The sequence below is a fragment of the Streptomyces aquilus genome (genome assembly GCF_003955715.1).
In the GTDB taxonomy this organism is placed as follows: Bacteria; Actinomycetota; Actinomycetes; order Streptomycetales; family Streptomycetaceae; genus Streptomyces; species Streptomyces aquilus.
Genome location: NZ_CP034463.1, coordinates 7,665,000 through 7,679,071, shown reverse-complemented (window position 1 = coordinate 7,679,071; position 14,072 = coordinate 7,665,000). Strand labels below are relative to the sequence as shown.

At 71.9% G+C, this 14,072-nt stretch carries 12 protein-coding genes; 5 read left to right on the top strand and 7 right to left on the bottom strand.

Annotated elements, in window-relative coordinates; all coding sequences use genetic code 11:
• Positions 1 to 6 precede the first annotated feature (6 nt).
• Entirely contained in the window at positions 7 to 1,134 is a 1,128-nt protein-coding gene (locus EJC51_RS35420) for a ferrochelatase (protein WP_126274773.1), read from the bottom strand.
• Positions 1,135 to 1,333: 199 nt separating this feature from the next.
• On the opposite strand from EJC51_RS35420, the gene EJC51_RS35415 reads away from it, so the two are divergent.
• Both EJC51_RS35415 and EJC51_RS35410 read left to right on the top strand, forming a co-directional pair.
• Positions 1,334 to 2,578 (top strand): MFS transporter, encoded by a 1,245-nt coding sequence (locus EJC51_RS35415; RefSeq protein ID WP_126274772.1) that lies wholly within the window; start codon positions 1,334 to 1,336, stop codon positions 2,576 to 2,578.
• Entirely contained in the window at positions 2,538 to 3,857 is a 1,320-nt protein-coding gene (locus EJC51_RS35410) for a D-arabinono-1,4-lactone oxidase (protein ID WP_126274771.1), read from the top strand. The genes EJC51_RS35415 and EJC51_RS35410 overlap by 41 nt, the downstream gene beginning before the upstream one ends.
• On the opposite strand, the gene EJC51_RS47910 is transcribed toward EJC51_RS35410, so the two are convergent.
• Positions 3,781 to 4,575, bottom strand: a complete 795-nt coding sequence (locus EJC51_RS47910) for a RodZ family helix-turn-helix domain-containing protein (RefSeq protein WP_166682932.1) — start codon at positions 4,573 to 4,575, stop codon at positions 3,781 to 3,783. The two genes, EJC51_RS35410 and EJC51_RS47910, sit on opposite strands and share 77 nt — an antisense overlap.
• Positions 4,576 to 5,047: 472 nt before the next feature.
• On the opposite strand from EJC51_RS47910, the gene sepH reads away from it, so the two are divergent.
• The gene (sepH, locus tag EJC51_RS35395) at positions 5,048 to 6,094 is read left to right on the top strand and encodes a septation protein SepH (RefSeq protein WP_097269810.1); all 1,047 of its coding nucleotides are present in this window, start codon (positions 5,048 to 5,050) and stop codon (positions 6,092 to 6,094) included.
• Between the two features lie 67 nt (positions 6,095 to 6,161).
• Here sepH and EJC51_RS35390 read toward each other — a convergent pair whose 3' ends face one another.
• On the bottom strand, positions 6,162 to 7,013 hold the full coding sequence (locus EJC51_RS35390; RefSeq protein ID WP_126274770.1) for a sulfurtransferase: 852 nt from the start codon (positions 7,011 to 7,013) through the stop codon (positions 6,162 to 6,164).
• A 295-nt stretch (positions 7,014 to 7,308) separates the two neighbouring features.
• On the opposite strand from EJC51_RS35390, the gene EJC51_RS35385 reads away from it, so the two are divergent.
• On the top strand, positions 7,309 to 8,085 hold the full coding sequence (locus EJC51_RS35385; RefSeq protein ID WP_126274769.1) for a VOC family protein: 777 nt from the start codon (positions 7,309 to 7,311) through the stop codon (positions 8,083 to 8,085).
• A gap of 47 nt (positions 8,086 to 8,132) precedes the next feature.
• Positions 8,133 to 8,630, top strand: coding sequence for a DUF4352 domain-containing protein (locus EJC51_RS35380; RefSeq protein ID WP_126274768.1), 498 nt, complete (start codon positions 8,133 to 8,135; stop codon positions 8,628 to 8,630).
• Here EJC51_RS35380 and EJC51_RS35375 read toward each other — a convergent pair.
• The 4 genes from EJC51_RS35375 to EJC51_RS35360 all read right to left on the bottom strand — a co-directional run bounded on the left by EJC51_RS35375 (position 8,617) and on the right by EJC51_RS35360 (position 13,981).
• Positions 8,617 to 9,264, bottom strand: a complete 648-nt coding sequence (locus tag EJC51_RS35375) for a thymidine kinase (RefSeq protein WP_126274767.1) — start codon at positions 9,262 to 9,264, stop codon at positions 8,617 to 8,619. The genes EJC51_RS35380 and EJC51_RS35375 overlap by 14 nt on opposite strands.
• Positions 9,265 to 9,334: 70 nt before the next feature.
• Entirely contained in the window at positions 9,335 to 10,531 is a 1,197-nt protein-coding gene (locus tag EJC51_RS35370) for an alkaline phosphatase family protein (protein ID WP_208870761.1), read from the bottom strand.
• The gene (locus EJC51_RS35365; RefSeq protein WP_097269799.1) at positions 10,531 to 11,127 is read right to left on the bottom strand and encodes a DUF5998 family protein; all 597 of its coding nucleotides are present in this window, start codon (positions 11,125 to 11,127) and stop codon (positions 10,531 to 10,533) included. The genes EJC51_RS35370 and EJC51_RS35365 overlap by 1 nt, the downstream gene beginning before the upstream one ends.
• A gap of 43 nt (positions 11,128 to 11,170) precedes the next feature.
• Positions 11,171 to 13,981, bottom strand: coding sequence for a bifunctional acetate--CoA ligase family protein/GNAT family N-acetyltransferase (locus tag EJC51_RS35360; RefSeq protein ID WP_126274765.1), 2,811 nt, complete (start codon positions 13,979 to 13,981; stop codon positions 11,171 to 11,173).
• Positions 13,982 to 14,072: the final 91 nt, after the last annotated feature.

Genomic DNA, 14,072 nt, shown 5'->3' with positions numbered 1-14,072 from the left:
GGGTCCTCACGCGTAGGGGCTGTCGGCGCCGGCGGCGGCCGGGCGGGGGGCTCGGGCGGGGCAGCAGCCGACCGGGCAGAGGTTGTGGCTCGGGCCCAGCGCGCCGAGGGCGCAGGGGGTGACCTCCTGGCCGCGTTCGGTCGCCGCCCGCTCCAGGATCAGGTCGCGGACGGCCGCCGCGAAGCGCGGGTCGGCCCCGACCGTGGCCGAGCGGCGCATCGGCAGGCCCAGCTCCTCCGCCTTGGCCTTGGCCTCCGTGTCGAGGTCGTAGAGGACCTCCATGTGGTCGGAGACGAAGCCGATGGGGGCGATCACGACGGCGGGGACGCCGGCCTCGTGGCGCTCCTCCAGGTGGTCGCAGATGTCCGGCTCCAGCCACGGGATGTGCGGGGCTCCGGAGCGGGACTGGTAGACGAGCTGCCAGGGGTGGTCGATGCCCGTGCGGTCCCGGACCGCCTCGGCGATCAGGCGCGCGACCTCCAGGTGCTGCCGCACGTACGCGCCGCCCTCGCCGTGGTCCTCGACCGGACCCGAGGTGTCCGCCGAGGCGTTCGGGATGGAGTGGGTCGAGAAGGCGAGGTGGGCGCCGTCCCGGACCTCGTCGGGGAGGTCGGCCAGGGACTGCAGGACGCCCTCGATCATGGGCTCCAGGAAACCCTCGTGGTTGTAGTAGTGGCGGAGCTTGTCGACCTTCGGCAGTTCCAGGCCCTCGGCCTCCAGGGCCGCGAGGGAGTCCGCGAGGTTCTCGCGGTACTGGCGGCAGCCCGAGTACGAGGCGTACGCGCTGGTGGCGAGGACGAGGATGCGGCGGCGGCCGTCGGCGATCATCTCGCGCAGCGTGTCCGTGAGGTACGGGGCCCAGTTGCGGTTGCCCCAGTAGATCGGCAGATCCAGGCCGTGGTCGGCGAAGTCCTTGCGCAGGGCGTCGAGCAGGGCGCGGTTCTGGTCGTTGATGGGGCTCACGCCGCCGAACAGGAAGTAGTGCTGCCCGACTTCCTTCAGGCGTTCCTTGGGGATGCCTCGCCCGCGCGTCACGTTCTCCAGGAACGGGACCACGTCGTCCGGGCCCTCGGGGCCGCCGAACGAGAGCAGGAGCAGGGCGTCGTAGGGGGTGGCATCGCGCGCGTCTGGCATGGGTCGATCCTGTCATCCGGTACTGACAGGCGGGAAACGGCGGGGTGACGGACGGGGTTCCCCAGGACAGGCCCCAGCCGTCCGAGCGGGTGCGTTAGGGTCGCCTTACTCGTAAGCTGTATCGGCCGAGTTCGCGCCTTACTGAGCCGCCGACGCGGACGACGCCGAGCCGCTTCACTTCCCTTGACCGGAGACCCCCGTGCCGAGCCCCTACCGCGCCCTGTTCGCCGCCCCCGGCTCCAAGGGCTTCTCCGCCGCGGGGTTCCTCGGCCGGATGCCGCTGTCGATGATGGGCATCGGCGTGGTGACCATGGTGTCCCAGCTGACGGGGCGGTACGGCCTCGCCGGGGCGCTGTCGGCCACCATGGCGCTGGCCGCGGCGGTGGCGGGGCCGCAGGTGTCGCGGCTGGTCGACCAGTACGGGCAGCGGCGGGTGCTGCGGCCGGCGACGCTCGTCGCGCTCGCCTCGGCCGCCGGGCTGCTGTGCGCCGCGCACTTCGGGTGGCCCGACTGGTCGCTGTACGTCTTCAGCGCGGGCATCGGGTGCGTGCCGAGCGTCGGCGCGATGATCCGCGCGCGGTGGGCCGCCCTGTACCGGGACACCCCGCAGCTGCACACGGCGTACTCGTTCGAGTCGGTCGTCGACGAGGTGTGCTTCATCTTCGGGCCGATCATCTCCATCGGTCTGTCGACCGCGTGGTTCCCGGAGGCGGGGCCGCTGCTGGCCGCCTGCTTCCTCGCGGTCGGTGTCTTCTGGCTGACCTCGCAGCGGGCCACCGAGCCCGCCCCGCACCCGCGTGAGCGCCACGGCGAGGGGGGCGGCAGCGCCCTGCGCTCCCCCGGCCTCCAGGTCCTGGTGGCCACCTTCGTGGCGACCGGGGCGATCTTCGGAGCCGTCGACGTGGTCACCGTCGCGTTCGCCGACGAGCAGGGGCACAAGGGGGCCGCGAGCGTCGTGCTCGCCCTCTACGCGGCGGGGTCGTGCGTGGCGGGGCTCGTGTTCGGGCTGTTGCGCTTCAAGGGAGCCCCGGAACCTCGCTGGCTGCTGGGCATATGCGCGATGGCCGTGAGTATGATCCCCCTCCTACTGGTCGGAAACTTGCCGTTTCTGGCCGCGGCGCTGTTCGTGGCGGGACTGTCCATCGCTCCGACGATGATCACGACGATGTCCCTGATCGAGCAGCACGTACCACGCGCGCAACTGACCGAGGGCATGACCTGGATCAGCACCGGGCTCGCGGTCGGGGTCGCGCTCGGCTCCTCCGTGGCCGGCTGGGTCATCGACGCGGCCGGGGCGCAGGCCGGGTACGGGGTTCCGGCGGTGTCCGGGGCCGTCGCGGTCGCGGTCGGTTTCCTGGGGTACCGCCGGCTCAAGCGGCCGGTTCCGCGTCGGGGAGGCACGGTTGAGCACCACAGTGAGCGGCAAGAACGGCACGTGGCGTAACTGGGGCGGCAATGTCGCCGCGCGTCCCGCGCGGGAGGTCACTCCGGCCTCCGTGGAGGAGCTGGCGGACGCCGTCCGGCGGGCCGCCGAGGACGGACTCAAGGTCAAGCCCGTCGGCACCGGGCACTCCTTCACGTCCATCGCGGCGACCGACGGTGTGTTGATCCGCCCTCAACTGTTGAGCGGTATCCGCAACATCGACCGGGACGCCATGACCGTCACGGTCGGGGCCGGCACCCAGCTCAAGAGGCTCAACATGGCGCTCGCGCGCGAGGGGCTCTCGCTGCGGAACATGGGCGACATCATGGAGCAGACGGTCTCCGGAGCCACGAGTACCGGCACGCACGGCACCGGACGCGAGTCGGGATCGATCGCCGCCCAGATCAAGGGACTTGAGCTGGTCACCGCCGACGGCTCGGTGCTCACCTGCTCCGAGAAGGAGAACCCCGAGGTCTTCGCCGCGGCCCGGATCGGCCTGGGCGCGCTCGGCATCGTCACCGCGATCACGTTCGCGGTGGAGCCGGTCTTCCTGCTCACCGCGCGCGAGGAGCCGATGCCGTTCGACAAGGTGCTGGCCGACTTCGACGAGCTGTGGGCCGAGAACGAGCACTTCGAGTTCTACTGGTTCCCGCACACCGGCAGCACCAACACCAAGCGCAACAACCGCAGCGCGGGCCCGGAGAAGCCGGTGCCGCAGCTCCAGGGCTGGATCGAGGACGAGTTCCTCTCCAACGGCGTCTTCCAGGTCGCCCAGTGGGTCGGCCGCGCGGTGCCCGGCACCATCCCGGCGATCGCCCAGATCTCCAGCAAGGCGCTGTCCGCGCGGACGTACACCGACATCCCCTACAAGGTCTTCACATCGCCGCGCCGGGTGCGGTTCGTGGAGATGGAGTACGCCGTCCCGCGCGCGGCGGCGGTCGAGGTGCTGCGTGAACTGCGGACCATGGTCGACCGTTCCGGGCTGAGGATCAGCTTCCCCGTCGAGGTGCGCACCGCGCCCGCCGACGACATCACGCTGTCCACGGCGTCGGGGCGCGACAGCGCGTACATCGCCGTCCACATGGTCAAGGGCACGCCGTACCAGGCGTACTTCACCGCCGCCGAGCGCATCTTCACCGCGCACGAGGGGCGGCCGCACTGGGGCAAGGTGCACACGCGCGACGCCGAGTACTTCTCCGAGGTCTATCCGCGCTTCGGCGAGTTCACCGCCCTGCGGGATCGGCTTGATCCTGATCGGCGGTTCCAGAACGACTACTTGCGGCGGGTGCTGGGGGCGTAGCCGTCAACGGCTCGGACGCGCTCGGCGTGGACGTCGGCGTTCCGCCGCTGCGTGTGGGATCGGGTGTCGGCGTCGGGCCGGACGTCGTACCGCCACCGGACGTGGCGCCGCTCGACGGCGAGGTGTCGTCGGACGGGGCCGGTGAGGGCGTGGAAGTGGTGGCGTCCTCACCGGAGTTGCCGGACCCGGAGGACCCGGAGGACCCGGAGGACCCGGAGGACCCCTCGGACCCCGAGGATTCGGGGGACCCGTCGGAGCCTGCGGACGACGTGTCCTTGCCGGTGACGGCGTCGGCGACCGTGGTGCCCTTGCCGCCGCTGAGGCTGTTGCCCGACGCCAGTTCATAGGTGGTGACGCCGGCCATGGCGACGCCGAAGACGAGGGCCGCGGCGACCAGGGGCCGCTTCCAGCTCCTGACCCGCGCGCGGTGGGCGGTGCCCTCGGTGAACTCCCCGGGGCGCGGCGGCTGTTCCGGTGCCGATGCCTTGGTGGGGCCCGTGACGTCCCTGAGTTGTTCGCCCGTACGTCTGAACAGGTGCTGGAAGACGGAGCCCCCGCAGGTGGCGACCACGCTGACGAGGCCGGCGCCGAGGATCGTGCCGTACACCCCGAAATAGGAGGCGAGTTTGGCCGCGACCACGGCGGCCAGCGCGGCGCCCGCCACCTGGGGGAGGTTCAGATCGATCCGCTTTTCCCTGACATCGGGCCTTTCACCCATCCCGGAACCTTGCCTGCCTTTCCCGTACTTGATCAACCAACTGCACGACAAAGGGACGTACGAACGAAAACGTTTAGTTCCGTTTCTGGCGATTCCGTGAAGTACGCCACGTTCAAGATCCGCAAATCCTTGCCGGGGACGGCCAAGTCCCACCCCTTGCGGGAAGTTGGGCGGCGCGCCAATCCACGCACGTGGTCCAAATGGAGTACTGTTGCGAGCCCTGGGTCCGGTCTCCCGCCTGGGCGTCCGTGGCCTTCAAGGACCGCCGGGAGGGGGCTAGTTGCACAGGGTGACGGAGTTGGTCACTTAGCGTTGCGAATAGATAACCGTGCCATAACGGCGATCCAGGGCCCCGGCCCGACACGCCGGGCAACTCGGCAAGGTTGTGGCAGGCTGCACCCGGGCAGGCCACACTCGACTAGCGGAAGCAGCGACGCACGTGACGTCGGCAGGCACCACCCGGGAGGTCCCCATGCCCGAACTGCGTGTCGTGGCCGTCTCGAATGACGGCACACGGCTGGTGCTGAAGGCTGCGGACAGCACGGAGTACACGCTTCCGATTGACGAGCGTCTGCGCGCCGCCGTACGCGGCGACCGTCCCCGCCTCGGCCAGATCGAGATCGAGGTGGAGAGCCATCTCCGCCCCCGCGACATTCAGGCACGTATACGCGCCGGTGCGACGGCCGAGGAGGTCGCGCAGATGGCCGGCATCCCCGTCGACCGGGTGCGCCGTTTCGAGGGCCCCGTGCTCGCGGAGCGCGCCTTCATGGCCGAGCGGGCCCGCAAGACCCCTGTCCGCCGGCCCGGCGAGAACGCCGGACCACAGCTCGGCGAGGCCGTCCAGGAGCGACTGCTGCTGCGCGGCGCCGACAAGGACACCGTCCAGTGGGACTCCTGGCGCCGCGACGACGGCACTTGGGAGGTGCTGCTCGTCTACCTGGTCGCGGGCGAACCGCACTCGGCGAGCTGGACCTACGACCCGCCCCGCCGGCTCGTCCAGGCCGTCGACGACGAGGCGCGCTCGCTCATCGGTGAGTCCGACGACCTCGCGGCCTCGCCGGAGCCCAGCTTTCCCTTCGTACCGCGCATCGCCCGGCTGCCGCGCGACCGGCCGCTGGACCGTTCCCTCGACCGGGAACGCCTGGGGCTGCCCGGACCGGCTCCCGAGCCGGCCGAGGAGGAGAGCGCGAGCGAACGCGACTCGCTGACGAGCCTCCTGGAGGCGGTGCCGAGCTTCCGGGGCGACCTGGTCGTCCCGGAGCGCCCCTCGGAGACCCCCGCCCCGGTGGAGGAACCCGCCGACGAACCCGCGGCGGAGGAGCCTCCGGCGCCGGCGGCCTCGGCCGGTTCCGCCTACGCGGACGTCCTCATGCCCCGCTCCGTGGGCGCCCACCGCGACCGCCTCGTCGGCGCCACCGACCGCCAGGCCGAGGCGGACGGCGTCCGCCCGGGCCGCCGGGCGGCGGTCCCGAGCTGGGACGAGATCGTGTTCGGGACACGGCGCAAGAAGCAGGAGTAGCAGGTCGTACGACGTCCATGAGGGCCCGCGTCGCTGGACGCGGGCCCTCATGCGGACCGTACGGCGGCTACTGCGGGTCCGGGCCCACGGCGACCGGCCGCGACGGGTCCGACGACCACTCCGACCAGGAGCCCACGTACAGCGCGGCCGGGATGCCCGCGACCGCCAGCGCCAGCACCTCGTGCGCCCCGGAGACGCCGGAACCGCAGTACACGCCCACGGGGGCGTCGTCGGAGACGCCGAGGGCCTTGAAGCGGGCGTGCAGTTCCTCGGCGGGCAGGAAGCGGCCGTCCGCGGCGACGTTCTCGTTCGTGGGCGCGGACACGGCGCCCGGGATGTGCCCGCCGACCCGGTCGATCGGCTCCACCTCACCCCGGTACCGCTCCCCCGCGCGGGCGTCGAACAGGACCCCGGAACGGGCCAGGGCCGCGGCCCCGTCGGCGTCGAGGAGGTCCACCGCGCCCGGCCGCGGCACGAAGTCGCCCTCCGCCGGAGTCGGCTCGGCCGTCTCCAACGGCCCCTCCCAGGACGGCAACCCGCCGTCGAGGACCCGCACGTCCGGGTGACCTGTCCAGCGCAGCATCCACCACGCGCGGGCGGCCGCCCAGCCCTGTCCGCCGTCGTACACGATCACCGGCGTCCCGGCCGAGACACCCGCCCGGCGCATCGCGGCGCCGAAGTCGGCGACCTCGGGAAGCGGATGCCGGCCGCGCGCGCCGGGGGCCGCGGCGAGCTCCCGGTCCAGGTCAACGAAGACCGCGCCCGGAATGTGCCCGGCCGCGTACGCGGCACGGCCGTCGAAGGGCGGCTCTCCGGCCGCCTTGGCCACGCTCAGCTGCCAGCGGACGTCGAGGACCACCGGCGGGTTCGAGCCGGTCAAGTCGCTCGCGAGTTCGGATGCGGAGATGATGGCGTTCATGGCCACCATCCTCGCGCACGGGGTGGCCGCATCGTCCATGTCCGGCTACTCTGCTCCGCCGGGCAGGCTCGATCACGAGGCGTACGGGATCGGGCACATGCTGTACAGCCGATCGACATCCGTCAGCAATCGCGCAGAAAAGGTCGGGTCACCGCACACCGGGCATTCTGCGGGAAGGGGCGGAGAGCAGCGGCGCGCCCGGAGCGCGCGGCACCACGGGTGGTGCGAGCATCGGCACGGGGTCCGGAGCACGGCGGCGACACGGCTACCGCGAGGGGTCGAGGAGAGAGTGACGATGACCGAGGCACGGGGGTCGGCCGGCCCGAACGGCACACCCTGCTGGGTGAGTCTGATGGTGCACGGGCTGACCACGACCCAGGAGTTCTACGGCGAGCTGTTCGGCTGGGAGTTCCAACCGGGCCCGCAGCAGCTGGGCCCGTATGTGCGCGCCCTGCTGGACGGCCACGAAGTGGCAGGAATCGGCCAACTTCCGCCCGACCGCCATCTGCCCATCGCCTGGACGCCGTACCTCGCCTCGGACGACGTGGACCTGACGGCGGAGACGGTGCGGCTGTGCGGCGGCACGATCGGCGTGGGCCCGCTGGACGCGGGGGACGCCGGGCGCCTCGCGATCGGCTCCGACCCCTCGGGCGCGGTCTTCGGCGTGTGGCAGGCGGGCGTGCACCGCGGCACCGGCATCTCCGGCGTCCCCGGCACCCCGGCCTGGCACGAACTGCTCACCTTCGAGACGGCGAGCGTCGCCAAGTTCTACGAAACGGTCTTCGGCTACGACGAGGAGCCGGTCGTCTCCGCCGACCTCGACCACGTCACCCTCCAACTCGCCGGCCGGCCGGTCGCCGGCATCCACGGCGTCGGCAGCTCCCTCCCCCGCGACCGGGGCCCGCACTGGATGACGTACTTCCAGGTGTCCGACACGGACGACACCCTGGCCCTGCTCACCGCCCTGGGCGGCCACATCCTCGAACACCCCCACGACACACCACACGGCCGCGTCGCCACGGTGTCCGATCCGGAGGGGGCGAGGTTCTCGGTGGTGCGGGCGACGCCCTGAGGGCAGACGATGGTGACATCAGCCGCTCCGCAGCACATGGAGGAGCGATGCGCCGTCGTACCGCACCGTTGTTGACTTGCCTGCTGGCAGCTCCTGCACTAGCACTGGCACCTGTTGCCGACCCGCACGTCGGGGACACCGTGAGCCTGACGGGAAGCGAGCCGGGCGAGAGGCTCGACGTCACCGTCACCAAGGTTGTCGATCCGGCTCCGACGAACCCCGACGACTTCCAGCCGGACGCGGGGAACCACTACGTGGCCGTTCAGTTCCGTCTGAAGAACACCGGAACAGCCGTCTACCACGACTCCCCGTCCAATGGGGCAACCGTGATCGACAAGGCCGGGCAGCGCTTCGACTCGACCCTCGGCGATTCGGCTGCCGGTCCCGCGTTTCCCGCCAGTGTCAATGTGGGGCCCGGCAAGACAGCCCTGGGCTTCATCACCTTCGAGGTCTCGGACGGCTCGCGGATCGTCACCGTTCAGTTCGCCATGAACAGCGGCTTCGCCGACGACGTAGGCGAATGGACCGTCCCTAAACCGAGTTGACCGGCAGTACGTCCGGTGACAGGGCCGCCGCTCTCGCCGTTGCCGATGTCATGCGGCGGCGGTGGTGGCGGCGGCACAGGACCTCGTAGCCGATGGCTTCCGACTGGTTGACGTCGCCGACCACCACCTGGGCGCCTTCCACGACCATGGCGCCGCCTATCGTGCGGGCGTTGTGCGTGGCCCGGGCGCCGCACCAGCACAGGGCCTCCACCTGGAGGACCTCGACGCGGTCGGCCAGTTCGACGAGGCGCTGGGAGCCGGGGAAGAGCTTGGAGCGGAAGTCCGTGGTGATGCCGAAGGCGTAGACGTCCAGGCCCAGGTCGTCCACCACACGGGCGAGTTGGTCGATCTGCTCCGGCGCCAGGAACTGGGCCTCGTCGGCGATGACGTAGTCCGCGCGACCGCCCTGGGAGAGGTGGTCGACGAGGTAGGCGTACAGGTCCTGACCGTCCTCGACCTCGACCGCGTCCGTCACCAGGCCCAGCCGGGAGGAGAGCTTGCCCTCACCCGCGCGGTCGTCACGCGTGAAGATCATGCCCTGGAGGCCGCGCGCGGAACGGTTGTGCTCGATCTGGAGAGCCAGCGTCGACTTCCCGCAGTCCATCGTTCCGGAGAAGAACACCAGCTCGGGCATGGGGGGTTGAGGACCTTTCAGCGTTTTCGACAGGTTCGACAGGTTCGACAGGAGAGGGATCTGAACGGCTTCAGGGGCGTACTTCGAGCAGCGGGACCAGCTGCTCGGCAGGGGTCATCGAACCGTGGTTGCCGACCATCGCCGACTCCTTCGGCTCCCGCTCGGACGCGATGATCAGAACGTCGTCCCGCGCGGCCGCCACCACGTCGCCGAGGCGGTCGTACACCCGGTCGTCGATGTGCGGGCCGAACCAGCCCGCCGCGATCGCCTCGTCCCGTGAGGCCACCCAGAACTGCTCGCCGAGCACCTCGCGCCAGCAGGTCAGGACGTCGTTCGCGGCCCCGGGCACGGCGTAGACATGGCGGGCCCGGCCCTCGCCGCCGAGCAGGGCGACCCCTGCCCGCAGCTCCCAGTCCTCGTCGAAGTCGATGCGGTGCTGCTCGTCGAAGGGGATGTCGACCATGCCGTGGTCGGCGGTGACGTACAGCGCGCTGCGCGGAGGGAGTTGTTCCGCGAGGCGCTGGACCAGCCGGTCCACGTGCATGAGCTGGCCGCGCCAGGTGTCGGAGTCGACGCCGAAGCGGTGGCCGGCGCCGTCGAGTTCGGCGTAGTACGTGTAGACCAGCGCGCGGTCGGCGGCGCCCAGTTGCTCGGCGGCCAGGTCCATGCGGTCCTCGCCGGACAGCCGGCCGAGGAACTTGCCGCCGCTGAGGGCGACCTTGGTCAACGGCGTGTTCTCGAAGGTGGGCGACGACACCTGGGCCGCGTGCACCCCGGCGTCGTGGGCCAGCTGGAAGACCGTGGGGTACGGCTGCCACACGCGCGGCGAGGTCCACGGCTGCCAGCGCAGCTGGTTCATCAGCTCGCCGGTGTCCGGGTTGCGCACGGTGTAGCCGGGCAGTCCGTGGGCGCCCGGCGGGAGACCGGTGCCGACCGAGGCCAGGGACGTCGCGGTGGTCGCGGGGTAGCCGGCGGTCAGCGGGCGGCCGGTGCCGCCGCGGGAGCTGCCGAGGAGCGAGGCCATGAAGGGCGCGTCCTCGGGGTGCGCCCGCAGCTGCTCCCAACCGAGGCCGTCGATCAGGAACACGCAGTTCCGGTCGGCGGGGGCCAGCTCGGTGATCGTGGCGGTCGTCCCGGGCACGCCCATGCCCGCGGCCAGCGTGGGCAGGAGGTCGGCGAGCGAGCCGCTGCCGTATTGGGGAAGGGGCGCGGAGTCCACGGCAAGCGGTTCCGGGTGCGGGTCCCAGGCGGTGGAAAGGTGGGACATCAGCGGGTGATGTCCGCGGTCGCCTCGGAGAGGGCCTGCGCGAAGGCGAGGGCCTGGCGCACCGTCTCCGGGCCGTCCCCGGCCTCGCTGACGCGGAGGCTGAGGTCGTCGGCCGTCGAGCTGCCCGTGTAGCCGTGGTCCGCCTCGCAGTTGGGGTCGCCGCAGGCGGCGGGCTCCAGGTCGATGCGGGAGACGGCGCCCCAGCCGATGGTCAGGACGACCTCGCGGGGCAGGGTGCCCGGCTGGTACTGCTCCGGGTTGGCGACGACGCGGCTGAGCACGACCGACGAGATCCGGCCGAGCTTGACCGACTCGGTGGAGGTGGTGGCGTACGGCGTCGGGGACGTGTTGTCGGCGGCCTGCTCGTCGGTGTGGCTGACGATGAAGCGGTGCTCGGTGAGAACGAGCACGGTCACATGCCGCCGGACCTCGTTCTGGTCGAACGTCGTCTCCTGGTGGACCAGGAACGACCGCATGGGCTCGCCGCCCACGGCGGCCTCCACCGCCTCGGCCACGAGGGCCGGGTAGTAGCCGCTGCGCTCGATCGCCGCGCGCAGCCCCTGGGTCGTCGTACTGGTCTTGGCCATGACGTCCATCCTACGGGGGTGCACTGACTGCGAGGCACCGCTCAGGAAGGTCTCAGTACGCCGGGAGCGTCCGCGGGCCCAGGTCGTCGCGGGCGGGAGGGGGCGCCAGCCGGACGGACGCGCCGAGGACGCTCAGGCCGTGCGGGGCGACGACGACCGGCTCCAGGGTGACCGCGACGACCTCGGGGTGGTCGTCGACGAGGCGGGACACCCTGAGCAGCAGTTCTTCGAGGGCGGCGGTGTCGACGGGCGCCGAGCCGCGCCAGCCGAACAGGAGCGGCGCCGTCCGGATGGACCGCACCAGGGTGGCCGCCTCCCGGTCGGTGACCGGGATCAGCCGGTGCGCGGTGTCGCCGAGCAGCTGGGAGGCGGCTCCGGCGAGCCCGAAGGAGAGCACCGCGCCGGCCGCCGGGTCGATGACGGCCCGTACGACGGTGTCCACGCCGCGCGGGGCCATCCCCTGCACGACCGGACGCAGCTCGTCCGGCGAGCCGAACAGCTCGGTCAACTCGGCGTACGAGCGGCGCAGTTGTTCCTCGTCGGCGAGGTCGAGCCGGACGCCGCCCAGGTCGGCGCGGTGGCGCAGGTGCGGGGCGGTGGCCTTGAGGGCGACGGGGTAGCCGAGGGTGCGCGCGGCGGCGGCCGCGTCGTCGGGGGTGGGTGCGGGGAGGGCGCGGTGGACGGGGATGCCGTACGTGCCGAGGAGGTCGCAGGTGGCGTCGGCGCCGAGGGTGAGGCCCTGTCCGCGCGTGAGGAGGCCGTCGATGAGCTGGGCTGCGCCCTTCTCGTCGATGTTCTCGAACTCGGGCACCTTGCCGGGTGCGGCGGCCTCGCGCTGCCACTGGGCGTACTTCACGGCTTCGCCGAGGGCGCGGACCGCGCGTTCGGCGGCGGGGTAGGCGGGGATGAGGCGGGGGCCGGTGGCGGGTGTTTCCTCGGGGTCCTTGGCGGCGAGGCGGTCCAGGGCGCGGAAGGGGTGGGTGGCGCTCGGTGTCGCGGCCTGCGGTGCCGTGCTGGTGGCGGCCGACAGGGCCTCGGCCAGTCCGCCCAGCTCGACGTGGACGACGAGGACGGGCTTGCCGGGCACCCGCTCGGCCGCCGACCGCAGCGCCTCGGCCAGGGCGGCGTCGCCGGCGGCGCCCTCGCCCACCGACGGGATCGCGGTGACGACGACGGCGTCGCAGGTGTCGTCCGCCAGCGCACGCGCGAGCGCGGCGTGGAAGTCCCGCGCCGAGGCGGCCGTCGTCAGGTCGAGCGGGGGCAGCGGCCTGAGCCCCTCGGACAGGCAGGCGTCGTAGGTGAGCAGGCCCAGCGACTCGGAGTTGCCGAGGATCGCCACGCGCGGGCCGCGCGGCAGGGGCTGGCGGGCGAGCAGCAGGCCGGTGTCGACCAGTTCGGTGATGGTGTTCACACGGATCACGCCGGCCTGTCTCAGCAGCGCGGACACGGTCGTGCGCGGCAGCCGGGTGGCCCGCACGGCGTGCCCCTGCGGGGCGGAGCCGGCGCCCTGGACGACGACGAGCGGCTTGGCGGCGGCCGTTCGGCGGGCGAGGCGGGTGAACTTGCGGGGGTTGCCGATGGACTCCAGGTACATGAGGACGACGTCGGTGTCCGGGTCGTCGTACCAGTACTGGAGGACGTCGTTGCCGGAGACGTCCGCGCGGTTGCCGGAGGAGACGAAGGTGGACACTCCGGTGACCCCTGTGACGCCGCCGCCGCGCCGGTGCAGGCGGGAGAGCAGGGCGATGCCGATGGCGCCGGACTGGGCGAAGAGGCCGATGCGGCCGGGGCGGGGCGTCTCGTTGGCCAGGGAGGCGTTCAGCCGTACGTCCGGGTTGGTGTTGATGACACCGAAGGCGTTGGGGCCGATGATCCGCATGCCGTACGCGCGCGCGTGCCGGACGAGTTCGCGCTGGCGCTCGCGTCCGTCGGGGCCGCTCTCGGCGTACCCGGCGGAGATCACGACGAGGCCCTGCACGCCGTGTTCGCCGCACTCGGCGACGACCTCGGGGACGTGCTCGGCGGGCACGGCGACGACCGCGAGGTCGACGGGGCCCTCGATGTCGCGCACCGAGCGGTGCGCCGGGACGCCGTCGATCTCCTTGTCGGTGAAGGCCTTGTTCACGGCGTACAGGCGGCCGGTGAAACCGGCCTCACGGATGTTGTCGAGGATGCTGCGGCCCACGCCGCCGGGGGTGCGGCCGACGCCGACGACGGCGACCGAGCCGGGCTTGAGGAGCCGCTCCACGGACCGCCCCTCCGCGCGCTGTTCGCGCGCGTACTGCACGGCCATCGAGCGGTCGGTGGGCTCCAGGTCGAACTCCAGGCGTACGACGCCGTCCTCGAAGCTGCGCTTCTGGGTGTACCCGGCGTCCGTGAACACCTTGATCATCTTGTTGTTGGCGGGCAGTACCTCGGCGGCGAAACGGCGGATGCCGCGCTCGCGGGCGACGGCACCGATGTGTTCGAGGAGGGCGGAGGCAACACCGCGGCCCTGGTGGGCGTCCTGGACGAGGAAGGCGACCTCGGCCTCGTCGGACGGGGCGGACGCGGGCATTCCGTCGGCGCCGATGCGGTCGTAGCGTACGGTGGCGATGAACTCGCCGCCGACCGTGGCGGCGAGACCCACCCGGTCCACAAAGTCGTGGTGCGTGAAGCGGTGGACGTCCTTGGCGGACAGACGAGGGTAGGGCGCGAAGAAGCGGTAGTACTTCGACTCGTCCGAGACCTGCTCGTAGAAGCTGACCAGGCGATCGGCGTCATCAACGGTGATGGGGCGGATGCGCGCGGTGCCGCCGTCGCGCAGCACCACGTCGGCTTCCCAGTGGGCGGGGTACTCGTGCCGGTCCGACGAGGTCTGCATGGGCCCCAGAGTACGGCTCGCGTACGACAACGGCGCGAGGCAGTCTGTGGAGAGCGCAACAGGATCGCAAGAGGACGGAAGCCGGACCGAG